We start from the raw sequence: 22271 nt of genomic DNA, 5'->3' as shown, positions 1-22271 counted from the left end.
GCCCGAACGCCCGAGGGCTGAGGCTCTCAGGCGTGCGGGCGGGCGCGGACGTACTGCGGCGGCCACGGGGCCGCCGTGGGATCGCCGAGTTCAGCCCCGGCGCGCAGCGCGAAGTGCGGGTCGCGCAACCATTCCCGTCCGGCGAGGATGACGTCGGCATCGCCCGCGGCGAGGATCGCTTCGGCCTGCGGGCCCGAGGTGATCTCGCCGACGGCGCCGACGAGGACGCCTGCTCCCTCCCGGACGTCCGCGGCGAGGGGCACTTGGTAGCCGGGGCCGGTCACGATCCGCTGGTGGGCGACGAGGCCTCCGCTGGAGATGTCGAAGAACACGGCGCCGCGCGCGGCGGCCCAGCCGGCAACGGTGGCCGTCTGGGCGGCGTCCCAGCCGCCGTCGGCGGCGTCGGTGGCCGAGAAGCGCACGGTCGTCGCGGCATCCGGTGCCGCCGCGCGAACCGCGTCGACGACGCGCAGCAGCAGGCGCGCGCGGTTCTCGAGCGACCCGCCGTACTGGTCGCCCCGATGGTTCGACAGCGGCGACAGGAACTGGTGCAGCAGGTACCCGTGCGCCGCGTGGATCTCGAGCATCTCGAATCCGGCGTCGACCGCGCGTGCCGCGGCGGAGGCGAAGTCGTCGACGATCGCGTCGATCCCGGCCTCGTCCAGGGCGCCGGGCTCGGCGTAGCCCTCATAGGCGATCGCGGACGGGGCGACGGTGTGCCACCCGCCGTCGGCGACGGGCACCGACCCGCGCTGCGCCGCGAACGGCGCCCACGTCGAGGCCTTCCGCCCGGCATGGGCGAGCTGGATGCCGGCGACGGCGCCGCGCTCTCTGATCGCACGCACGATCGGCGCCCAGGCGTCGCGCTGCGCGTCGTTCCACAGGCCGACGTCCTCGGGGGAGATCCGGCCCTCGGGCGAGACCGCCGTCGCTTCGGCGATGACGACCCCGGCCCCGCCCGACGCGAACTGCGCCAGGTGCACGTGGTGCCAGTCGTTCGGCACCCCGTCGTGCGCCGAATACTGGCACATGGGAGCGACCCACAGGCGGTTGCGGGCGGTCAGAGTTCCCACGTCGATCGGGGTGAACAGCAGGCTCATGCGGGGGTCTCCTCTGGGCGGGTCCGGATCTCGCGGGCGGTGTGCGGCGCACCCCCCGGGGATAGGGTGGCGCCATGACGCACGTCTGGAACCGATCCGAGGCGGCGCGGCTCCTGCGGAGGCCAACCCCCGACGACGACAAGTATTCCCGCGGCGTGCTCGGTGTGCGCACCGGATCGGAGCGCTACCCGGGGGCCGCCGTCCTCGGTGTCGAAGCGGCCCACCGAGCCGGGGTGGGCATGGTCCGCTATCTCGGCCCCGATCGCGCGCTGTCGTTCGTTCTCGCCCGACGCCCCGAGACGATCGGTGCGGACGGTCGCGTGCAGGCGTGGCTCGTCGGGTCGGGAACGGATGCCGCCGACCGCCACCCCGACGAGGCGGTGGCGCTCCGAAGCATCCTCGACGGCGACGTGCCCGTCGTCGTCGACGCGGGCGCGCTCGATCTCGTGGTGGGGCGGGTCGGCGCGGCTCCTGTCATCGTCACCCCGCACGCCCGGGAGCACGTGCGTCTTCGTGCGGCGGCCGGTCTTCCTCCGATCGACGAGGACTCCCTCGATGCGCGGGTGGCCGCCGCCGTGGGCACGGCGCGCGCGCTCGGGGTCGCCGTGCTGCTGAAGGGTGCCCAGACGGTCGTGGCGACGCCCGCCGGATGGACGCGGATCGTCGACGCGCCCACGGCGTGGCTTTCGACCGCCGGCACCGGCGACGTGCTGGGTGGAGTGCTCGGAGCCCTCGTGGCTGCCGCCGCTGCGAGCGACGTCGAGCACCTGGGGCCGCTGGCGGCCACCGCCGCGCTCGTCCACGGCGAGGCCGCGGCCGCCGCGTCCGAGGCGCGGAACGGAGGCCCGGTCGCCGCGCTCGACGTCGCGGATGCCGTGGCATCCGTCGTCGGGTCGATGCTGCGCAGCGGCGAGTGAGCCTTCGGGACGCTCAGGCGCCCCGGCGCCGTCCGCGGGCGTCCGTAGGATGGTGAGGGTGTCGAGGCGCGCAGGGCTGTGGATCGCGTTCGCGGTCGTGCACATCGGTGTCGCCTGGCTCGGCTTCGCACTGCCGAATGAGCCGATGGGTGACATCTACCATGTGTACGAACCGTGGTCGCTGCACGCGCTGACCGGTGCCGGCATCGTCGGGATCACCGAGCCGTGGGTGTATCCGCAGCTCGCCCTCGTGCCGATGATCCTCGCGCATGGGTTCGATCCGATCGCGGGATACATCGTCGGGTGGGCGATCGTCGCCGCCCTTGTCGACGCGGCCGCCTTCGCCGTGCTCGTCGGGCGCGCATCGTCGAGGCCGCGCGTGATCGCGGGGGGATTCTGGCTCGCGTTCATCGCCGCGCTGGGGCCCGTGGGCCTGTACCGCCTCGAAGCGGTGACGGTCGCCCTCTCGATCATCGGATGCCTGTGGATCGTCGGCCGCCCGTGGGCGGCCTCGCTGCTGCTCGCCGCCGCCACGTGGATCAAGGTGTGGCCCGCGGCCCTGCTTGCCGCCGCCGTGATCGCTGCTCGCCGCCGCGCCGCGCTCATCGGGGGGGCGGTCGCGCTCACCGCCCTGACGCTCGGCGGGGTGACGCTTGCAGGCGGGGGAACCTACGCGTTCGGCTTCGTGGGAGAGCAGACCACCCGCGGGCTGCAGATCGAGTCGCCCGTCGCGACACCCTACGTGTGGGGCACGGTGCTGCACGTGCCCGGTTTTCAGGTGTATTACTCGCCTGAACTGCTCACGTACCAGGTCGACGGACCGCAGATCGGCCTCGTCGTCGCCGCGATGACCCCGCTGCTGCTCACCGTGATGGCGGCTCTCGTCGCGGTCGGCATCGTCCATGTGCGTCGCGGCGTGCGATTCGTCTCGCTCTTCCCACCGCTCTCGCTGGCCCTGGTGCTCGGCTTCATCGTCTGCAACAAGGTCGGATCGCCCCAGTACCTGGCCTGGCTCGTACCGTCGCTCGTCACCGGGCTCGTCATCGCCCGCCGGCGCTGGGCCGCCCCTGCGCTGCTCTCACTCGTCGCCGCGGTGCTCACCCAGCTCGTCTACCCGGTGTTCTATGACGGCATTCTCTCGCCGGCCGTCGGGCCGGTGACGATCCTCACGCTGCGGAACCTCGTGCTGATCGCGCTGTTCGTGTGGATGGTCGTGCGTGTCATCCGCCTCCCGGCCCCTCTCCGCGCGACGACGCCCGCCGTCGCCGCTCCCTGACCGTCGCCATCCCCCCATCCCCTCCGGAGGTCCCCATGCTCATCGCCTTCTCCGTCGCCCCGTCCGGCGCCCCTTCTGGTCCGGCCGGCGGATCGGTCTCCGCCGACGGGTCGGTGCACGATGCGGTGGCCGCCGCCGTCGCGGTCGTCCGCGCGTCCGGACTGCCGCACCGCACCACCTCGATGTTCACCGAGATCGAGGGGGAGTGGGATGAGGTGTTCGCCGTCGTGAAGGCCGCGACCGAGGCGGTGCTGCCGTTCGGCTCGCGCGTCTCGCTCGTGCTCAAGGCCGACATCCGGCCCGGGCACACCGGCGAGCTCGACGGCAAGATCGAGCGGCTCGAAGCGGCGCTCGACGACCTCGCGTCCTGACCCGGAGCCTGTTCCGGACGGCCCGCGCGGCTCCGGAGCCCCGGTAGCATGGCGCGGTGACCTCCCCGACCCGCTCGCGGCAGGCGGCGACCTGGGCGCTCCTGTCCCTCGCCATCGGCTCCTTCGGCATCGGTATGACCGAGTTCGTCGTCATGGGGCTGCTGCCGCAGATCTCCGCGGACCTGCTGCCAGCCCTGTCGGCGACCGACCCCGACGCCGCCATCGCCCAGTCCGGGTGGCTCATCACCCTGTACGCGCTCGGCGTCGTCGTGGGTGCTCCGACGATCGCGGCATCCGTGGCGAAGTACCCGCGCCACCGGGTGATGGTGGCCCTCGCTGCCGCTCTCACGATCGGCAACGCGCTCACCTTCCTGCTGCCGAGCTTCGAGCTGGTCGCCGCGTCGCGCTTCCTCGCGGGCCTGCCGCACGGTGCCTACTTCGGCATCGGCGCCCTCGTCGCCGCCGACGTCCTCGGGCCGGGCAAGCGCGCCCAGGGCGTGGCGTTCGTGCTGACCGGCCTCACGATCGCGAACGTCGTCGGGGTGCCCGTGGGCACCTTCCTCGGCCAGCAGTTCGGCTGGCGCACGGCGTTCGCCCTGGTCGCGGGCATCTTCGCCCTCGCCACCGTGCTCATCTTCTTCTCGGTGCCTGCTCATGCGGGCGACCCGGGTCGCACGCTTCGCGCCGAACTCGGGGTCTTCCGGATCGGACAGGTGTGGCTCACGCTCGGCATCGGTGCGATCGGCTTCGGCGGTTTCTTCGCCGCCTACAGCTACATCGCCTCGATCGTCACCGAGGTGGCCGGCTCGCCCGAGTGGGCCGTCCCCCTCGTCCTCATCGTCATGGGGCTCGGCATGACCATCGGCAACCTCGTCGGCGGACGGCTCGCCGACATCGACCTGCGGCGCACGATCCTCGTCGGTCTCGCCGCGCTCGTCGTGGTGCAGGTTCTGCTGGCGCTCACCTCGGCGTGGATCGTCTCGCTCGCGGTGTTCGTCTTCGCGGTCGGCTTCGTCTCGTCGGTCATCAGCCCGGCCATCCAGACGCGGCTCATGGATGTCGCCGGCGACAACCAGTCCATCGCCGCGGCGCTCAACCACTCCGCCCTGAACATCGGCAACGCGACCGGGGCCTTCCTCGGCGGCGTCGTCATCGCCGCGGGGTTCGGCTTCGTGGCACCGGTCTGGGTCGGGGCGCTGCTCGCGGCATCCGGCCTCGTGCTCGCTCTCGTGAGCTTCGCCGTCGACGCGCGCCGGCGCACCGCGGTGTGACGCGGGCTCAGTCCTCGAGCAGGCGGCGCAGGTGCGCGCCGACGACGGCGGTCTCGATGAGGAATCCGTCGTGGCCGAAGTCGCTCGAGAGGACGACCGTCTCGGGATCGATCGTCGAGCGGATGCCTCGGAAGATGCGCTCCTGGCCCTCGACCGGGAAGAGGCGATCGCTGTCGATGCCAAGGACGAGCGTCCGCGCCGTCACGCGCGCGAGGGCATCCTCGACACCGCCGCGATCGCGACCGATGTCGTGCGAGTTCATCGCCTCGACGAGCGTGAGGTAGCTGTTCGCGTCGAAGCGGCGGGTGAACTTGTTGCCGTGGAAGTCGAGGTAGCTCTCGACGGCGAAGCGGCCGCTGCCGCCGAGGGGGCTGACGCCCGACTGCCACGATCGCTGGAACCGCAGGTTCAGCTCGACCGGGCTGCGGTAGTTCAGCAGCGCCATCCGACGTGCCAGGGCGAGCCCGCGGTGCGGTCCCTCGCCGTCGGGCGCGTCGTAGTACTCGCCGCCGGCGAAGCGGGGGTCGATGCGGATCGCCTCGAGCTGCACTGAGTTGAGCGCGATCTGATCGGCCGTGGTCGTCGGGGGAGCGGCGAGCACCGCGAGGCGCTCGAGGCGATCCGGATGCCCGACGCCCCACTCCAGCGCGTGCATGCCCCCCATCGAGCCGCCGATCACGGCCGCCCAGCGGCCGATGCCGAGGTCGTCGGCGAGCGCGACCTGCGCCGCCACCTGGTCGCGGATCGTCAGGTACGGGAACCGGGGCCCCCATTCACGCCCGTCGGGCCCGATCGAGGAGGGGCCGGTCGAACCCTGGCATCCACCCAGCATGTTCGGCGCGACGACGAACCAGCGGTCGGTGTCGATCGCGGCACCGGGCCCGACGACGTCTTCCCACCAGCCTGCCGTGGGGTGCCCGGGCCCCGCCTCTCCGCGCACATGGCTGTCGCCGGTGAGGGCGTGCAGGATCAGCACCGCGTTGTCACGAGCGGCGTTGAGCTCGCCCCACGCCTCGTAGGCGAGGCGTGCGAACGGCAGCCCCTGGCCGTTCTCGGTGCGGAAGGCGCCCAGCGCGGCGAATCCGCGCCCGCCCGCGGGGTCTCCGTCGCGCCACGCGCCGCTCGCGGGCGGACGGGCGCGCAGCAGCCGCGCGTCGGCTTCTGAGATCGGAGCCGAGGGCACCGTGTCTTCGGAGGCCTGCCAGTCCATGGCATCCATTCTCGCGGGTGCCGCGCGCGCCCGCCGTCGTGTTACGTGCGCGGGGTGCATTCCCGCGCACGAAGCCCGCAGAAACGCACGTACTCCGCACCCGATGCGGTGATCGGGTGCGGAGTACGTGGCATTCTGCGGAGTTCGTGACCCCTCAGGCGCATGACACAGGCGAGGGATGCCTCAGGCTCGTGACGTGCCAGGCGAGGGATGCCTCAGGCGCGAGCGGCCTCGGAGACCCGACGCGCGGCAGCGAGGGCCTGCTCGAGGTCGGCCTTCAGGTCGTCGACGTTCTCGAGTCCGACGGACAGGCGCACGAGGCCGGGCGTGACGCCCGCCGTGAGCTGCTGCTCGGGGGTCAGCTGCGAGTGCGTCGTGGAGGCGGGGTGGATGACCAGCGAGCGCACGTCGCCGATGTTGGCGAGGTGGCTGAACAGGGCGAGCGAGTTGACGAACTCACGCCCCGCCTCGACGCCACCTTTGAGCTCGAACGAGAGCACGGCGCCGACGCCCTTCGGGGCGTACTTGTTCGCGGCGGCGTACCAGGGCGAGCTGGGCAGGCCGGAGTAGTTCACCGACGCGATGTCCTCACGGTCGTCGAGCCACTCGGCGATCTCCTGCGCGTTCTGCACGTGGCGCTCGACGCGCAGCGACAGAGTCTCGATGCCCTGGATGAGCAGCCATGCGCTCTGCGGCGAGATGGCCGCACCGAGGTCGCGCAGCAGCTGCACGCGGGCCTTGATGACATAGGCGAGCGCGTCGCCGACCGCCTGGGTGTACACGGCGCCGTGGTACGACGGGTCGGGCGTCGTGAGGCCGGGGAACCGGTCGGCGTGCTCGGTCCACGGGAACGTGCCGCCGTCGACGATGACGCCGCCGATGACGGTGCCGTGTCCGCCGAGGAACTTCGTCGCCGAGTGCACCACGATGTCGGCGCCGTGCTCGAACGGACGGATGAGGTAGGGGGTGGCGATCGTGTTGTCGACGATGAGGGGGACGCCCGCCTCGTGCGCGACGTCGGCGACGGAGCGGATGTCGAGGACGTTGATCTTCGGGTTGCCGATCGTTTCGGCGAAGAAGAGCTTCGTGTTCGGGCGCACCGCGCGGCGCCACTCCTCGGGGTCGTCCTGGTTCTCGACGAACGTGACGTCGATCCCGAGCTTGCCGAGGGTGTACTTGAAGAGGTTGTACGTGCCGCCGTAGATCGACGACGACGAGACGATGTGGTCGCCGGCCTCGGCGATGTTGAGCACCGCGAAGGTCTCGGCGGCCTGGCCCGAGGCGACCAGCAGGGCGCCGGTGCCGCCCTCGAGCGCCGCGACGCGTTGCTCGACGACATCCTGCGTCGGGTTCTGGATGCGGGTGTAGATGTTGCCGAACTCGGCGAGGGCGAACAGGTTCGCCGCGTGATCGGCGTTGTCGAAGACGTACGAGGTCGTCTGGTAGATCGGCGTGGCGCGCGCCTTCGTGACCGGGTCGGGCTGAGCGCCCGCGTGGATCTGCGTGGTCTCGAAGCGCCAGTTCTCGGCTGCGGACATGTCGGGCTCCTGCGGAAGATCGGGAAGACGGCGACGGATGCCGCGGCCACGACCGAGAGTACGGTCGGCGTCCGCTGTCAACAACGATCGGGAAATGTGACGTAACGAACGCGGCCGGTAGCGTGGGGCGCATGACGACCCAGCCGAATCAGACCAGACGTGCCGTGGTGACCGGGGCCAGCTCCGGAATCGGAGATGCCGCAGCCCGTGCCCTCCGCGCGAGCGGCTGGGACGTCGTGGGCGTCGCTCGCCGAGCCGACCGGCTCGACGCCCTCGACGCGGAGATCGGGTCGGCATCCTTCGCCGCCGACCTCACGCGAGAGGCCGACGTCGCGGCGCTCGCCGCGCACCTCGAGGCGACCGGAGACGTCCACGCGCTCGTGCACATCGCGGGCGGGGCCCGCGGCACCGATCGCGTCGAAGACGGCCGCCCCGCCGACTGGCGCTGGATGTTCGAGGTCAACGTCTTGTCGGCGCAGCTGGTGACGGCGGCGCTGCTGCCGCTGCTGCGCCGTGCCGCCGCATCCGCCGGCGGTGCGGGCACGACCGGCCACGCCGACCTGCTGTACGTCACCTCGACCGCCGCGCAGGCCGCCTACCCGGGCGGCGCGGGCTACAACGCCGCCAAGGCGGGCGAGTCGATGCTCGTCCACGCCCTGCGGCTCGAGCTGAACGGCGAGCCGCTGCGCGTCACGGAGATCGCGCCGGGAATGGTCTATACGCCGGAGTTCACCCTCAATCGCCTTGGCGGAGACCAGGCCGGCGCCGAGAAGGTCTACGACGGCGTCGAGAACCCCCTCACCGCCGATGACGTCGCCGATGTCATCGCGTACGCCCTCAACGCTCCGGGGCACGTGAACCTCGACCTCGTGACGATGCGGCCCGTCGCCCAGTCCGCGCAGCATCTTCTGGCGCGAGGCCCGCTGCGCCCCCGCGCCTGAGACGGCCGGGTCAGCTCGATGCGCCGTCGGCGAAGGCCACCTTCGGCACGAACAGCAGCAGCACCGCGGCGATGAACCCGCCGGCGGCGCAGACCGTCCACACGGTGAGGTAGCCGCCGAGGGATGCCGCGGTCTGGCTCGCCACGGTTCCGACCCCCGCGGCGAGCACCACGCCGAAGACGGCTGACGCGAACGTGCCGCCGATCGTCTTGGTCGTGTTGGTGAGCGCCGAGGCGATGCCGGTCTGGCCCATCGGCGCGGCCGCTGCGGCCGCCGCCGGGAGTGCGCCGACCAGCGCTCCCGCACCGATCCCGGCGATCGAGAGGTTGACGATGACCTGCCAGGTCTCGAGGTGGAAGGGCAGGAACAGTGCGTACCCGACACCGACGAGAAGAGCGGCGATGATCAGGACGACGCGCGGACTCGCCCGCCGCGAGGTGAGAGCGAACGCGACGGCGCCGACGATGAGTGAGACGAGGTAGACGCCGATGAGGTTCGAGCGGTCGGTGGCATCCAACCCCAGCCCGTACCCGAGCGCGGGGTCCGTTCCGGCGTAGGTCGACAGCGGACCCTGCGCACCCAGCAGACTGATCCCGATCAGGAACGCGGTCACCTGCACCGGCCACATCTCCGGCCGTGCGAGCACGCGGATGTCGATCGCGGGGTCCTTCTGCCGCCGCTCGTAGACGACGAACCAGACCAGCACCCCGATGCCCGCGGCGATCAGCAGCACGACCCACCACCAGGCGCCGGCATCGAGACGGAGCTCGCCGATCATGCGCATCCAGGCGAGGCCTCCCGTGATCAGGAGCAGTCCCCAGGCGAGGATCACGAAGCCCCACGTGTCGAGTGAGCGCGGACCGTCGGGCGAGACGTGCGGCGTCGATTCGGGCACGCCGAGCCAGATCACCACGGCGACGAGTGTGACGGCGACGGCCGGTACCACGAGGGTCGTGGTGAGATCGCCGGTCGCCGCGAAGACGCGACCGGCCGCCAGAGCACCGATGATCGCGCCCGCCTCGAGCCCGACGACGAGGAGTCCGGCCGCCCGTCGCGTGGTGGACGTGCCGTGCTGCCGGCGTCGGCCGCGTTCGAAGATGAGCGCGATCTCCAGCGGCAGCCACACGACGTAGAAGCCCTGCAGCGCCCAGGCGATGAGGAACGACCAGAACGAGGCGGCGAAGGCGACCCACCAGGTCGCGCCCGCGGTGAGGATCGCCGCGATCAGAAGGATCCGCTTGTGCCCGTACAGATCGCCGAGCTTGGCGAGCACGGGGACGACGAGGGCCGAGAGCAGCAGCTGCGCGGCCTCGAACCAGTTGACGTCGGAGTCGTGGATCCCGAGGGAGAGGACGATGTCGCTGAAGAGGGGCACGTAGTAGCCCTGCAGGATGCCGCTGACGAGCTCGACGACGACGAACCAGCCGATGAGTCCCGCCGTCACCCCGAGGGCGGAGGTGCGCAGGCTGCCGGTCCCCGCCGAGACGGTACGCGGTGCGGGCGAGGAAGACATGGCGCTCAGTCTAGGGAGGGCCGTACCCGATCGGGGCTCTACATTGGAGGGGTGACTTCCGAGACGCCCGCCCCTGAACGCGAAATCCTCACCTGGGAAGGGTTCGGCGACGCGACGCGGGCGCTGTCCCGCGACATCCTGGCCGACGGCTTCGTGCCCGACGTCGTCGTCGCGATCGCCCGCGGCGGGCTCCTTCCCGCCGGAGCGGTCGCCTACGGCCTCGGGGTCAAGAGCTGCGGTGCGCTGAACGTCGAGTTCTACACCGGCATCGGCACCGTGCTCGAGGCCCCCGAACTGCTCCCGCCCGACCTCGACCTCGGCTACCTGCCCGGAAAGCGCGTGCTGCTGGTCGACGACGTCGCCGACAGCGGGCGCACGCTCGCGCTCGCTGTGAAGATGCTGCGCGACGCCGATGCGGATGTCCGCTCGGTCTGCATCTACACCAAGCCCGGATCGGTCGCCACGCCCGACTACTCGTGGCGCGAGACCGACCGCTGGATCGACTTCCCGTGGTCGGCCCGCGGGACGGTCGCCGAAGAGGACGCGGGCGGCGAGGCGAGCGCCTGATGGCGATGAGCCTCGACGAGCTCGGCGCGGCGGGGCTCGTCCACCCCTCGTGGGCCGAGGCGCTCGCACCCGTCGCGCCCGACATCGCGGCTCTCGGCGAGAGGCTGCGCGCCGAGACGGCGGCGGGGCGCGGCTACCTTCCCGCCGGCGACCGCGTGCTGCGCGCGTTCGCCCGCCCGCTGAGCGAGGTCCGTGTCCTGATCGTCGGGCAGGACCCGTATCCGACGCCGGGGCATCCGATCGGTCTGTCCTTCGCCGTCGACGCGCACGTGCGCCCGGTGCCCCGAAGCCTCGGAAACATCTACACCGAGCTCGAGAGCGATCTGGGCATCCCCCGTGCACCGCACGGCGACCTGTCGGCCTGGAGCGACCAGGGGGTCATGCTCCTGAACCGGGTGCTGACCGTCGCCCCGGGCGCTCCCGCCTCGCATCGCGGGTGGGGCTGGGAGAAGATCACCGAGCACGCCATCCGCACCCTCGTTGCGCGGGACGCCCCTCTCGTCGCGATCCTGTGGGGGCGCGACGCCGCGAGCCTGCGCCCGCTCCTCGGCGCGACGCCGACCGTCGAATCGGCCCATCCGTCACCCCTGTCCGCCAGCCGCGGCTTCTTCGGCTCGAAGCCGTTCTCGCGCGCCAACGCGCTGCTCGTCGAGCAGGGCGCCGCCCCCGTGGACTGGCGCGTGACCGCGTCGGCGCCCGCCGCGTAGGCTGACGCCCATGCTGGAAGAGGAGTACGACAAGACGCGCCGACGCCTCCCCGCGCACCTGCGCCGGGTCGAGAGCGAGCGTCCGTTCGCGTACGAGATCCGGCCCGTCCGGGCATCCGACATCCCCGACATCCGCGAGATCTACAACCACTACGTGACGAACTCCGTCGTGACCTTCGATGAGAAGAAGTGGACCCTCGCGCAGTGGCGCGAGAAGGTGGCCCATCTGCAGAAGCTCGACATGCCGTTCCTGGTCGCCGAGTCGCCGACGGGCCAGATCCTCGGGTACGCGCTGGTGCAGCCCATGTCGGCGAAGTCGGCCTTCCGCTACAGCGTCGAGAACTCCATCTACCTCGGCCACGCCGCGACCGGCAAGGGACTGGGGCGGGCGCTCCTCGAAGCGCTCATCGCCGCCAGCGAGCAGGCGGGGATCCACCAGATGGTGGCGGTCATCAGCGACAAGGGTGCGGAGGGATCCATCGCCCTGCACGAGCGGCTCGGCTTCGTCGAGGTAGGGCGGATGGGACGCGTCGGCTTCAAGTTCGGCCGGTGGCTGGGCACGGTCTACCTGCAGAAGCAGCTGAAGCCGATCAAGAAGAAGCGCTCTCTGTTCGGCCGCGCACGCACCGACTGAGCGGCGTCGATCGTGCTCAGCGCGGCGGATCGATGACGGGGATAGACGCGAGCAGTCGCCGGGTGTAGGCGACCTGCGGGGCGAGCAGCACCTTCTCGGTCGGGCCCTCCTCGACGATGCGGCCGTCTTTCATCACGATGACTTCGTCGCAGAGGTTCTGCACCACGCCGATGTCGTGCGAGACCATCAGCAGCGTGAGATCCTGCGCGGCGCGCAGTCCGCGCAGCACCTCGAGGATCTGGGCGCGCACCGTCACGTCGAGGGCCGACAGCGGCTCATCCCCGACGAGCAGACGCGGCCGGTGCACGAGCGCGCGGGCGAGCGCGATCCGCTGGCGCTGCCCGCCGGAGAACTCGTGCGGGTATCGGGTCGCCATCTCTGCCTCGAGGCCGACATCGACCAGCACCTCGCGCACACGGGCGCGGCGATCGCCCGCGATCCCCAGCGCCCACAGCGGCTCGCCGACGATGCGCCCGACGTTCATCCGGGGATCGAGAGACGCGTAGGGATCCTGGAAGACGATGCCGGTCGCGCGGCGGAGCCAGTGCAGCGACCGGGCGTCCGCGCGGGCGTCGACGGGGCGGCCGTCGAACTCGACGGTGCCGGTCGTCGGGGCATCCAGCCCCAACAGGATCCGCACCAGGGTCGACTTTCCCGAGCCGGACTCTCCGATGATGCCGACGGCCGTGCCCTCCCGCACGTCGATGTCGGCGTCGTCGAGCGCCGTCGTGGTGCGGGCACGTTCGAACAGGCCCGATCCGCGCTGCCGGAAGGCGCGTCCGAGTCCGCGCCCGCGCAGCAGCACGTCCGGCTCGGCGCGGTCGGTTCGCGTCTCGTCGGATCTGCTCATCGCGCCCCTCCCGGCTTCCACAGGGTCGCGGTCGCGTCGCGCAGCAGCCCCTGCGTCACGGCCGACCGGGGAGTCGTGAGCAGCTGCGAGAGCGGGCCGGCCTCGACGACGCGCCCGTGCTCGAGCACGACGGCGTCGGTGGCGACCTGCGAGAGGACCGCCAGATCGTGGGTGATGAACACGAGCGACATGCCGTCTCGAGAGACCAGGCCGTTCAGCAGGTCGAGGACGTCGGCCTGGATCGTGACGTCGAGCGCCGTGGTCGGCTCGTCCGCGATGAGCAGCCGGGGCCGGCATGCCAGCGCCATCGCGATCGCGACACGCTGACGCTGCCCGCCGGAAAGCTGGTGCGGATACCGTCGCACGATCTGCGCGGGGTCGGGCAGGTGCACGCGTTCGGCTTCGGCGATGGCCCGCGCGGATGCCTCGCGTCGCCCCACGCCCTCGTGGATGCGCACCGATTCGGCGATTTGGCGCCCCACGGTGCGGATCGGGTTCAGCGCGGTGCGCGGCTCTTGGAAGACGATCCCGATCTCGTCGCCCCGCAGCCTCGCGAGGTCGCGGTCGGGGAGCCCGATCAGCTCGCGGCCGTCCCAGCGGATGCTGCCGGTGGCCGTGGCGCCCTCGGGCAGCAGGCCCAGGATCGCGAGCGCGGTGAGCGATTTGCCCGAGCCCGATTCGCCGATGAGGCCCAGCCGTGCGCCGTCGGGCACCGTGAACGAGACGCCGTCGACGAGACGTGCGCCGTCGATCTCGATGACGAGGTCCTGGACGTCGAGACTCATGCGATCACCGCCGGCGTGTGGGTGCGGGCGGCGCTGCGCCGGCGCGCGAGCGTGGGGTCGGTCGCCTCGCGCAGACCGTCGCCCAGCAGGTTGAGTCCGAGCACCGTCAGGGTGATCGTGAGGCCGGGCCAGACCACGGTCAGCGGGTGCACCGAGATGTACTGCTGCAGCTCTTTCAGCAGCAGTCCCCAGCTCGGCTCGGTCACCGGAGCGCCGAACCCGAGGTAGCTGAGGCCGGCCTCGGCGAGCACAGCGACGGCCATGCCCCACGACAGCTGCACGATGAAGACGGGAGCGACGTTGGGCAGCAGATGGCGCCACAGGTTCTGGAACGGCGTGAGCCCCGATGCGCGTCCGGCCAGCACGAAATCGCTGTGCAGCACGCGTCGCAGTTCCGGCCGGGTGACGCGTGCGATGTTCACGCCGAACCCGATCCCCACCGAGACGATCACGACCCAGAGCGATCCGCCCCAGACCGACGACAGCATCATCGCGATGAGCAGCACGGGGAACGCGATGAGGATGTCGACCGCCACGGCGACGCCCTCGCGCACCCAGCGCGTCGTGAGTGCGCCCAGGGCCGCCAGCGCCAGTCCGAGGAGGGTCGCCACCACGCCGGCGCCGAGTGCGACCCACACGGTCGTGCGAGCGCCGGCCATGAGCAGGCTCAGGATGTCGCGTCCGGAACCGTCGGTGCCGAGCAGATGGGGGATGCCGGGGGCATCCCACCGTGCGGCGACATCGACCCGCTGGGGGTCGAACGGCGTCCAGAACCGCGCCACGAGCGCGGTGAGCCCGATGGCGACGACCACGACGATGCCGAAGCGCCCCGTCGACAGCGCCCACAGCCGCCCCAGCCACGCGAGGCGGGCCCGCCGCGTGCGGCGCGAGCGGGGGGAGGGATCTGCGCCGAGGCGGGCGGCGTCGCCGTCATCCGCGTCACGGATCTGCCGAGGTGTCATTCCGCCTCCCGCTGCCGAGGGTCGATCACGCGGTGCACGAGGTCGACGACGAATCCGACGACCAGCACGAAACCGGTGAGCACGAGCAGTTCGCCCTGGACCTTCGGCAGGTCGCGATTGCCCACGTCGGCCACCAGCATCCGACCGATGCCCGGCAGGCTGAACAGCTGTTCGATGACGACCGCGCCCACGATGATCCCCGCGACCTGGAGTCCGAGCACCGTGATGATCGAGAGCCCCACGGTGGGCAGGCCGTGGCGCAGGAGCGCCTGCGTGCGGGTGAGGCCCTTCGCGGCGGCGGTGCGGACGAAGTCCTGCCCGGTCGCCTGCAGGGTGGCCGAGCGGACGAACCGCATGAGCATGGCGCCCTCGACGACGCCGATCGTGACCGCCGGCAGCAACAGCGCGCGCACCGCGGCGCCGGGATCGGTCCAGCCGCCGCGTGGAAAGCCCTGCGCCGGCAGCCAGCCGAGCCAGACGGCGAAGACGACGACGAGCATCATCCCGGCCCAGACGACCGGCACGGCCGCCACGGTCTGGGCACCGATGCTGAGCGCGGTGCCGTCGGCGTGACCGCGGCGCATCGCCGAGATCACCCCGAAGGGCAGGGCGACGAGGATCGCGACCGTCATCGCCATGAGGCCGAGGGGGATGGTCACCTGCGCCTTCTGCGCGAGTTCGCCCGCGACGGACGACCCCGTCAGCAGCGACGTGCCGAGGTCGCCGTGCAGTACGCCGGAGATCCACGCGGCGTACTGCACCGGCAGCGGGTCGGACAGGCCCAGATGCTCCCGGATGGCCTCGACCTGCTCGGGAGTCGCGTTCAGCCCGGCGATGAGCTGCGCCACATCGCCGGGCAGAATGCGCAGCGTCAGGAAGATCAGCGCGCTGGCGACGAACAGGCCCAGCACCAGCAGGGCCAGTCGGGTCAGCGCGTAGCGGATCACCCCGATCTCTCGTCCCGTCAGCTCTTGGCGAGCTGGGCGAGGTCCATGCGCTCGTTGACGTTGATGGACGGGAATCCGGTGACGTTCGTGCCGACCGCGACGACGGATGCCCCGTTGTACAGCCAGTCGGCGGCCTGGTCGTCCGCGACGATCTTCGCGGCCTGCTTCAGCAGATCGGCCGAGGTCGCCGGGTCGGTGGCGCGAGTGGACTGGGCGTACAGGTCCTGCACCTTCGGGTTGTTGTACGTGAAGTAGTAGTCCGGGTTCGCCCAGTTCTCGAAGTCGCGCGCCTCGGTGTGCAGCACGAAGCTGAGGTCGTAGTCCTTGTTCGTGTAGACGTCCTTCAGCCAGGTCGGGAACTCCACCTGGGCGACCTTCAGCGTGATGCCCACGTCGTGCAGGTTCGACACGAGGATCTGCGACACCGTCGTCCCGTAGAACGCGGGGATCGTGAGGGTCAGGGTGAGGTCGGACGCTCCGGCCTCGGCGAGCAGCTTGCGCGCGGCATCCGGATCGAACGGCGCCGTCGAGGAGAGGTCCTCGTAGCCGGGGTCGAGTTCCGGGATCGGCCCGTACAGGGTCTGGCCGGCGCCGAGCGCCTGCACGATCGACTTCTTGTCGATCGCCTGACGGATGGCCTGGCGCACGCGGACGTCGGAGAGCTTGCCGTGCGTGGCGTTCATCGCGAGGGTGCCCTTGTCGGTCGAGGCCCCCAGCACGAGGGAGAAGGTGCCGTTCGCCTCGATCTGGCTCTTCAGCGTCGCATCGAAGCCGGTGACGACATCGAGCTCGCCCGCGAGCGCGCCGCTCAGGGCCGCCTGGTTGTCGGGGATGAAATCGAGCACGACCTCGGCGGCCTTCGCCTTGTCGCCCCAGTACGACTCGTTGCGCTTCAGGGTGATGGAATCGCCCTGCTTCCAGCTCGCGAGGGTGTACGGTCCGGTGCCGTTCGCCTTCGTCTTGCGGTCGATCGTGTCGCCCTCTTTCAGGACGAGACCGGCGCGGCCGGTGAGGTTCCACAGCAGCGTGGAGTCGGGCTCGCTCAGTGTCAGGACGACGTCCTGACCGTTCGCGGCGATCGAGCTGACGCGCGCGAGGCGGTCGGAGTCGCGGTACGCCGCGTTCGCCTTCACCTGCTGGAGCGACCAGACGACGTCGGCGGGAGTCAGCGGCTGACCGTCGTGGAAGGTGACGCCGTCGCGCAGGGTGAAGGTGTAGGTGAGTCCGTCGCCGGAGACCGTGTGCTTCGTCGCGAGGGTGTCGACGATCTCCTGCTGGGGGGTGCGCGAGACGAGGCCCTGGTAGACGTTGTCGATCAGGATCTGATCCAGTGCTGCGCCGGCGGTCTGGCGGATGTCGAGGTTGCCGGGCTCCGAGACGAGGCGCACCGCGACCGAGGCGTTCGGATCGGCGGGTCCGGCCGAGGAATCGGACGGCGAGGGGGAGGTGCCGGCCGAGCAGGCGGACAGCAGCAGGGCACCGACCGCGACGAGCGCGGCGGCGAGGGTGACACGACGAGGCATGTGAGGTTCCTTTCGCAGGGGCGGGGGACGGGCATCGGGTTGCTGTCCCGCCCGTCCGCGGACGCGGTGCGCGTTACAGCCTAGGCTCCTGCGCCCGGGCCTCGGTCATCCGGCGTCATCGTCCGTCCGCCTCACTCGTCGAGGGCGTCGACCACCAGTGCGGCGAGTGGGACGGGCAGCTCCTCCTGCACGTTGTGCCCCGCGGGAACCACGACGATCGTCGCATCGGGGGCATGCGTGCGGAATGTCTCGGCGTCGGGCGCCGTCACGAAGCCGCGCTCGCCGCGGACGAGGACGATGGGCGCGGAGACGGCGGCGAGATCCTCCCACCCGGATGCCGAGATCGCGCTGCGCAGGGCGGCCCGATCGGATGCCGTGCCCGCCGGCGCCGCATTCGCGAGGTGCGCGAAGTGATGCTTCCACTCGACACGCCCGTCGGCGCGCACGCGCGAATTGAGGAAGACGCTGCGTGTCGCGGCCTCGCGGGTGCCACCGAGGCCGAACGCCAGCGCCCGCTCGACGAGCTCGTCGCGACGGGCCCAGTCGGTCGGCCCGGCGAAGAAGGCCGCGATCTGAGCGGCACCGGCATCGGGGTCGATGCCCGGGGTGATGTCGACGATCACGAGCGAGCGGACGAGGTCGGGGCGCAGGCGGGTCAGTGCCGCCGCCGTGAGTCCTCCGAGCGACTGGCCGACGAGAACCTGCGGGGCATCCGTCCACTCCGCGACCGCGTCGGCGATGTCGGCCGCGAGGTGCGTCGCGGTGTAGGCGGCGTCGGCGCGCCAGGACGAGTCGCCGTGGCCCGGGAGATCGAGCGCGAGTGCAGGGCGCCCGAGAGCGAGCACCGTCGTATCCCACGTGTGCGCGTTGAGCCCCGCGCCGTGCAGGAACGTGACGCGCGGTGGCGGGTACGCACCGGTCGCCGCGTCCCCGTACTGCAGGGCGCTCACGACGCGGCCGTCGGGCAGAGGATGGGTGAGCCTACGCACCGGTGGGGGAGTGACGCCGAGATCGGCGGCCTGCGCGGCCAGGAAGGAGAACTCGTCTGCCATCCCGCCATTGTCCAGTACCGGGCGCCCGAGCGGCACCCGGGTGGGTGCGCAGGCCCGACGTCGACCTCCGTGCCCAGGGGGCGACCCCGTCGCTAGGGTGGGGACATGAGCGCCGAACGCCGTGTCCACCTTTCTCGCTCGGCCCGTCCCGCCTACGACGCCCTCGACGCGTTCTCGCAGACGGCCGCCCGGATCGCGGCCGAGGCCGGCATCGACGATCGGCTGAAGGAGATCGCCCTCATCCACTCGTCGCAGCTGAACGGCTGCGCCTACTGCGTGCGTGTGCACGTCGAACGCGGCGTCGCGGCCGGGCTCACGGCGGACGAGATCGCGCAACTGGCGACCTGGCGCGAATCCGGCGTGTTCAGTGCGCGCGAGCGCGCCGCGCTCGAGCTCGCCGAGAGCTACGTCTTCATCCACGAGGAGGGGATTCCCGACGAGGTCTACGACCATGTCGGCGGCATCCTCAGCGAACAGGAGTACGTCGCGCTGAGCTGGCTGCTGGTGGCCATCAACGCGTTCAACCGCATCACGATCGCCGGCAAGTACCCGGTGCCGCCGCGGCGAGGGGGACCCGCGGCGAGCGAGAGCGCGTGAGCGCAGCGTCCGAGCCTGCGCGCGTGGCGGGGGCGCTCAACTTCCGCGATACGGGCGGGCTACCCGCCGACCGTGGGCGAACGCGCACGGGCGTGCTCTTCCGCTCGGGGAACCTCGCCGGCCTCACCGGGGAGGGACGCGCCGACCTCGCCGGGTTGCGTGTGCGCCGCATCGTCGATCTGCGCGCCGATGAGGAGATCGCCGCCGAGCCCAGTCTGGTAACCGGGCTCGACCTCGACACCGTGCACGCGCCGCTCTTCCTCGGCTCCGCGGCATCCTTCTTCATCGAGGACATCACGCTCCCCGACATGTACCGCGCCCTCGTCGACGGGGCCGCCGATCGCCTCGTCCTCATCGCCCGTTCGGTGATCGAGAGGCATCCGGTGCTCGTGCACTGCACCGTGGGCAAGGACCGCACCGGCGTGGCGGTGGCGATCCTGCTGGCGGCCGTCGGTGTCGACAAAGAGGCGATCGTCGCCGACTATGCGCGCACCGAGCATCTGCTGCCGCCCGAGCGCAACGCACGCGTCGTGGCGTTCCTGCGCGCTCTGCACCCCGACGCGCGCCATCTCGAGCAGCTCGCGACGCGGTCGCCGGCGCCCGTGATGCGCGAGCTTCTGACCGGCGTCGACGAGCGCTTCGGCTCGGCCGCGGACTACCTGCGCGCGCACGGTCTGCGGACGGATGAGCTCGACGCGCTCGCGGGCATCCTCATCGACGGCTCCCCCACCTGAGGTAAGGCTCCCCTAAAGCGGGAGTATGATGGGGGCATCATGGCCACGTTGATCGAGTCCGTCGTCACCCACGACGCCGCCGCCTGCAGGGCGTCGCGGCACGCGCGCGTGCAGCAGCTGATCACCGCCGATGAGACGTCCCTCGTCGATCTCGAGACGCTCGTGGCGACCCTGCCGATCTGCTCGACGGGGCGCGTGTTCGTCGAGGTTCCGGATGCCTCGTGGATCTTCGATCTCACCGTTCCGGCCCGGATGATCGTCACGTGGCTCGACCGATCGGCCCGCACCGGCGACCCGGGGACCGGCCGCGCCTGCGCCCCCGGTCAGGCGCTGGCCCGCGCGGTCATCGCGTGGGCGGACGAGATGCTGTGCACGGATGCCGACGAGGCCTGCGCCACACGCATCCACCTGCTCGGGGGATTCCTCGGCACGGCCGACATCGCCGACCACCTCACCGGCACCCTCGGCGTCGACCAGTCCGCGGTGCACACACCGGCGCGTTTCGGCCTCGCGACCGCCCACTGACGCGCGCTCGCCGCGCTCTCTTCAGACCCCGCGAGGCACGTAGTTGCCGTCTTCGAGCCCGGCCAGGATCTCGAATCGGTTGGTCAGCGGGTTCCGCCCCGCCAGGAGGTACAGCAGCGGCATCAGAAAGCCGTACCGGCGCCACTGACGGGCGTGCACCGCTTCGTGGCGGAGCACGGCGTCCGTCACGCGGGCGTCCCCGGTGAGGTAGCAGCCGCCTACGCACACGCCGCCGCGCCCGAACGTCCAGCCGGGCATGCCGGTGAACACCCAGAGCCCGCCGCGGCGCTCGACGCGGCCCGTGGACCAGAGGCCTCCCCACGCCCAGCCGATCGTGGTTCCCCAGGCGTAGCCGAGAAGGCTCACGGGGGAATCGAGCAGCACCCGGGGGATGAGGTCGTCCAGCGCCGCACCCCGGGCCACGGCGCGATCCGCGCGCTCGCGCCAGCCCGCCGGCGGACGCGCGATCACGTCAGCGCCCCGACGATCCGCAGGATCGTGCCGAGGTCGTCCACCGCGGCGGCGGGGGAGGCCGGTGCGAAACCCGCGAGGGAGGCGCCGGCGAGGGGCAGCCGCGCACGCACCGTGCGGATCGCGGCGAGGAGCGTCTCGAGCGAGAGCCCGAACGGGACGGGGTCGGCGACGCCGCCGATGACCGCGGGGTCGAGCACGTCGAGGTCGACGTGGATGTAGACGGCGGTCGCGCCCGTGCCCTCGAGTGCGGAGCGGAGGCTCGCGGGGTCCTCGAGTGCGTCGGGAGCGAGATGGGTCAGACCGAGCTGTGTGAGAGCCACCGCCTCGGCGACATCGAGGTCGCGGGCACCGGCGAGCACGACCCGATCCGAGGGGATGCCGCCCGAGCCGGACGCGGCGACGCCGAGCGGCAGGTCGTCGACGACCGCGCGCAGTGCCATGCCCGCGAAGGCGCCGGACGGTGAGGTCTCGGGGGTGTGCAGGTCGCCGTGCGCGTCGAACCACACGACCGCGAGCCGGTCGTGCCGCGACGCGGCGTGGGCGATCGCCGGCACCGCCACCCCGCAGTCGCCGCCGACGACGATGACGTTCTCGTCCGCCGTGGCGGGAGCCCCGGCATCCGCATCGTCGTCGCCCGGAGTCGCGGGGGAGTCTGCCGCGGCGAGAGCGTCGAGCAGAGCGTCACGGCTGCGGGCGAGGGCGCTGAATCGTCGGATGCCCGTGTCGAGGGACTCGCCCGCCGACGCGGGCACCTCGACCCGCACCGTTCTCGCACGGGGAAGGTCGCCGGCGATCGCCTCGGCGCCGTCGACGAGCAGCATCGCCCGCGCGGCGGGAGACCCCTGCCACTGCGGCACCACCAGGAACCGTGACACGATCCCCTCCTTACCTTTTCGTGCCTGCCTGTGCGCCCGCGCCTCGCGCGGGCGCCGTCCGACCGGCGCCGGGCCCCGACGCGAAACCTCCCGTCTGTCACGTTTCGCGGCGCGAAAGCGTACAGACGGGAGGTGTCGCGGGATGTGATTACTGCTCGAGGGCTGCGGGAGTGCCGCCGGACTTCAGCGCGGCCAGGCGCGCCTCGACCTCGGTGAGCTCGCCCACGTCTTCGAGCTGGTTGAACTGCGCGTCGAGCGAGGATGCCGCGATCTCTGCCTTGCCCGCGGCCAGGGCCTCCTGGCGGCGCACCTTGTCCTCGAACCGGCCGATCTCGCTGGTCGGGTCCATGACGTCGATCGACTTGACGGCGTCGTGCACCTTGTTCTGGGCCTCGGCGGTCTTGGCGCGGGCGAGCAGCTCGCTGCGCTTCGACTTCAGCTCTTCGAGCTTCTGCTTCATGCCGTTGAGGCCGTCCTTGAGCTTGTCGACGACCTCGGTCTGCGCGGCGATCGTCGGCTGCACGGCGCGCGCCTCGTTCTCCTCGCTGATCTGACGCTGCAGGGCGATCTTGGCGAGGTTGTCGAACTTGTCGGCGTCGGCCGCGGCGCCGGTCGCGCGCAGCTCGTCGGCCTTGCGGCTCGCGGCGAGGGCCTTGTTGCCCCACTCCGCGGCGGCGCGCACGTCTTCCTCGTGGTCGCGCTCGAGCAGGCGCAGGTTGCCGATCGTCTCGGCGATCGCCGATTCGGCGTCGGCGATGTTGTTGGTGAAGTCGCGCACGAGCTGGTCGAGCATCTTCTGCGGGTCTTCGGCGGAATCGAGCATCGCGTTGATGTTCGCCTTCACGAGCGTCGAGATGCGGCCGAAGATGGACTGCTTTGCCATCGGGTTTCCTTTCGTCACG

General features: G+C 71.5%; 24 protein-coding genes. 11 read left to right on the top strand and 13 right to left on the bottom strand.

What is annotated here, in order from left to right:
* Positions 1 to 26 precede the first annotated feature (26 nt).
* On the bottom strand, positions 27 to 1100 hold the full coding sequence (locus tag JOE64_RS10820; RefSeq protein WP_204964260.1) for an NADH:flavin oxidoreductase/NADH oxidase: 1074 nt from the start codon (positions 1098 to 1100) through the stop codon (positions 27 to 29).
* 74 nt (positions 1101 to 1174) lie between these two features.
* On the opposite strand from JOE64_RS10820, the gene JOE64_RS10815 reads away from it, so the two are divergent.
* The 4 genes from JOE64_RS10815 to JOE64_RS10800 all read left to right on the top strand — a co-directional run bounded on the left by JOE64_RS10815 (position 1175) and on the right by JOE64_RS10800 (position 4935).
* A complete protein-coding gene (locus JOE64_RS10815) occupies positions 1175 to 2017 on the top strand; it encodes an ADP-dependent NAD(P)H-hydrate dehydratase (protein ID WP_204964259.1) in 843 nt (280 codons plus the stop codon).
* 58 nt (positions 2018 to 2075) lie between these two features.
* The gene (locus JOE64_RS10810; RefSeq protein WP_204964258.1) at positions 2076 to 3293 is read left to right on the top strand and encodes a glycosyltransferase 87 family protein; all 1218 of its coding nucleotides are present in this window, start codon (positions 2076 to 2078) and stop codon (positions 3291 to 3293) included.
* Between the two features lie 35 nt (positions 3294 to 3328).
* Complete coding sequence (locus JOE64_RS10805) at positions 3329 to 3664, top strand: thiamine-binding protein (RefSeq protein ID WP_204964257.1); 336 nt, start codon at positions 3329 to 3331, stop codon at positions 3662 to 3664.
* Between the two features lie 134 nt (positions 3665 to 3798).
* Complete coding sequence (locus JOE64_RS10800) at positions 3799 to 4935, top strand: MFS transporter (protein WP_239532173.1); 1137 nt, start codon at positions 3799 to 3801, stop codon at positions 4933 to 4935.
* Between the two features lie 7 nt (positions 4936 to 4942).
* On the opposite strand, the gene metX is transcribed toward JOE64_RS10800, so the two are convergent.
* Together metX and JOE64_RS10790 are read right to left on the bottom strand one after the other, a co-directional pair.
* The gene (gene metX, locus JOE64_RS10795; RefSeq protein WP_204964255.1) at positions 4943 to 6145 is read right to left on the bottom strand and encodes a homoserine O-acetyltransferase MetX; all 1203 of its coding nucleotides are present in this window, start codon (positions 6143 to 6145) and stop codon (positions 4943 to 4945) included.
* Between the two features lie 215 nt (positions 6146 to 6360).
* The gene (locus tag JOE64_RS10790) at positions 6361 to 7683 is read right to left on the bottom strand and encodes a bifunctional o-acetylhomoserine/o-acetylserine sulfhydrylase (protein WP_204964254.1); all 1323 of its coding nucleotides are present in this window, start codon (positions 7681 to 7683) and stop codon (positions 6361 to 6363) included.
* Positions 7684 to 7814: 131 nt separating this feature from the next.
* Between JOE64_RS10790 and JOE64_RS10785 the strand changes: the two genes are divergently transcribed.
* Entirely contained in the window at positions 7815 to 8624 is an 810-nt protein-coding gene (locus JOE64_RS10785) for an SDR family oxidoreductase (protein ID WP_204964253.1), read from the top strand.
* A 10-nt stretch (positions 8625 to 8634) separates the two neighbouring features.
* Here JOE64_RS10785 and JOE64_RS10780 read toward each other — a convergent pair whose 3' ends face one another.
* A complete protein-coding gene (locus JOE64_RS10780; RefSeq protein ID WP_204964252.1) occupies positions 8635 to 10137 on the bottom strand; it encodes an MFS transporter in 1503 nt (500 codons plus the stop codon).
* Between the two features lie 51 nt (positions 10138 to 10188).
* Here JOE64_RS10780 and JOE64_RS10775 point away from each other — a divergent pair, with 51 nt between their 5' ends.
* Genes JOE64_RS10775 through JOE64_RS10765 form a run of 3 tightly spaced genes read left to right on the top strand, consistent with a single transcriptional unit; the run spans position 10189 to position 12045 of the window.
* Entirely contained in the window at positions 10189 to 10704 is a 516-nt protein-coding gene (locus JOE64_RS10775; protein ID WP_204964251.1) for a phosphoribosyltransferase, read from the top strand.
* Positions 10704 to 11411, top strand: a complete 708-nt coding sequence (locus JOE64_RS10770; protein ID WP_204964250.1) for a uracil-DNA glycosylase — start codon at positions 10704 to 10706, stop codon at positions 11409 to 11411. Before JOE64_RS10775 ends, JOE64_RS10770 begins: the two co-directional genes overlap by 1 nt.
* Positions 11412 to 11421: 10 nt before the next feature.
* Positions 11422 to 12045: a GNAT family N-acetyltransferase gene (locus tag JOE64_RS10765; RefSeq protein ID WP_204964249.1), complete on the top strand. Its 624-nt coding sequence runs from the start codon at positions 11422 to 11424 to the stop codon at positions 12043 to 12045.
* A gap of 16 nt (positions 12046 to 12061) precedes the next feature.
* Here the strand turns inward: JOE64_RS10765 and JOE64_RS10760 are convergent, their stop codons facing one another.
* From JOE64_RS10760 to JOE64_RS10735, 6 genes are all read right to left on the bottom strand, one after another.
* Positions 12062 to 12895, bottom strand: a complete 834-nt coding sequence (locus tag JOE64_RS10760; protein WP_204964248.1) for an ABC transporter ATP-binding protein — start codon at positions 12893 to 12895, stop codon at positions 12062 to 12064.
* Positions 12892 to 13680: an ATP-binding cassette domain-containing protein gene (locus tag JOE64_RS10755; RefSeq protein ID WP_204964247.1), complete on the bottom strand. Its 789-nt coding sequence runs from the start codon at positions 13678 to 13680 to the stop codon at positions 12892 to 12894. The genes JOE64_RS10760 and JOE64_RS10755 overlap by 4 nt, the downstream gene beginning before the upstream one ends.
* The gene (locus JOE64_RS10750; protein ID WP_204964246.1) at positions 13677 to 14642 is read right to left on the bottom strand and encodes an ABC transporter permease; all 966 of its coding nucleotides are present in this window, start codon (positions 14640 to 14642) and stop codon (positions 13677 to 13679) included. The genes JOE64_RS10755 and JOE64_RS10750 overlap by 4 nt, the downstream gene beginning before the upstream one ends.
* Positions 14639 to 15589 (bottom strand): ABC transporter permease, encoded by a 951-nt coding sequence (locus JOE64_RS10745; RefSeq protein WP_204964245.1) that lies wholly within the window; start codon positions 15587 to 15589, stop codon positions 14639 to 14641. The genes JOE64_RS10750 and JOE64_RS10745 overlap by 4 nt, the downstream gene beginning before the upstream one ends.
* A 17-nt stretch (positions 15590 to 15606) precedes the next feature.
* Positions 15607 to 17112 carry an ABC transporter substrate-binding protein gene (locus JOE64_RS10740; RefSeq protein WP_204964244.1) on the bottom strand — a complete coding sequence of 502 codons (1506 nt, stop codon included), beginning with the start codon at positions 17110 to 17112 and terminating at the stop codon, positions 15607 to 15609.
* Between the two features lie 131 nt (positions 17113 to 17243).
* Positions 17244 to 18164, bottom strand: a complete 921-nt coding sequence (locus tag JOE64_RS10735; protein WP_204964243.1) for an alpha/beta hydrolase — start codon at positions 18162 to 18164, stop codon at positions 17244 to 17246.
* Positions 18165 to 18269: 105 nt separating this feature from the next.
* Here JOE64_RS10735 and JOE64_RS10730 point away from each other — a divergent pair, with 105 nt between their 5' ends.
* From JOE64_RS10730 to JOE64_RS10720, 3 genes are read left to right on the top strand one after another with little or no spacing between them, the layout of a single operon-like run.
* The gene (locus JOE64_RS10730; protein ID WP_204964242.1) at positions 18270 to 18761 is read left to right on the top strand and encodes a carboxymuconolactone decarboxylase family protein; all 492 of its coding nucleotides are present in this window, start codon (positions 18270 to 18272) and stop codon (positions 18759 to 18761) included.
* Entirely contained in the window at positions 18758 to 19495 is a 738-nt protein-coding gene (locus tag JOE64_RS10725) for a tyrosine-protein phosphatase (RefSeq protein WP_204964241.1), read from the top strand. The genes JOE64_RS10730 and JOE64_RS10725 overlap by 4 nt, the downstream gene beginning before the upstream one ends.
* A 39-nt stretch (positions 19496 to 19534) precedes the next feature.
* Positions 19535 to 20020 (top strand): SIP domain-containing protein, encoded by a 486-nt coding sequence (locus JOE64_RS10720; protein ID WP_204964240.1) that lies wholly within the window; start codon positions 19535 to 19537, stop codon positions 20018 to 20020.
* 21 nt (positions 20021 to 20041) lie between these two features.
* Here JOE64_RS10720 and JOE64_RS10715 read toward each other — a convergent pair whose 3' ends face one another.
* The 3 genes from JOE64_RS10715 to JOE64_RS10705 form a co-directional block, all read right to left on the bottom strand.
* A complete protein-coding gene (locus JOE64_RS10715) occupies positions 20042 to 20491 on the bottom strand; it encodes a Fe-S oxidoreductase (RefSeq protein WP_204964239.1) in 450 nt (149 codons plus the stop codon).
* Positions 20488 to 21369 carry an arginase family protein gene (locus JOE64_RS10710; RefSeq protein WP_204964238.1) on the bottom strand — a complete coding sequence of 294 codons (882 nt, stop codon included), beginning with the start codon at positions 21367 to 21369 and terminating at the stop codon, positions 20488 to 20490. Before JOE64_RS10710 ends, JOE64_RS10715 begins: the two co-directional genes overlap by 4 nt.
* A 148-nt stretch (positions 21370 to 21517) precedes the next feature.
* Positions 21518 to 22252 carry a PspA/IM30 family protein gene (locus JOE64_RS10705; protein ID WP_204964237.1) on the bottom strand — a complete coding sequence of 245 codons (735 nt, stop codon included), beginning with the start codon at positions 22250 to 22252 and terminating at the stop codon, positions 21518 to 21520.
* Between the last annotated feature and the right edge of the window lie 19 nt (positions 22253 to 22271).

The organism is Microbacterium dextranolyticum (genome assembly GCF_016907295.1).
Classification (GTDB): domain Bacteria; phylum Actinomycetota; class Actinomycetes; order Actinomycetales; family Microbacteriaceae; genus Microbacterium; species Microbacterium dextranolyticum.
The sequence above is the reverse complement of the archived record's forward strand: the minus strand, read 5'-3'. Positions and strand labels throughout refer to the sequence as shown.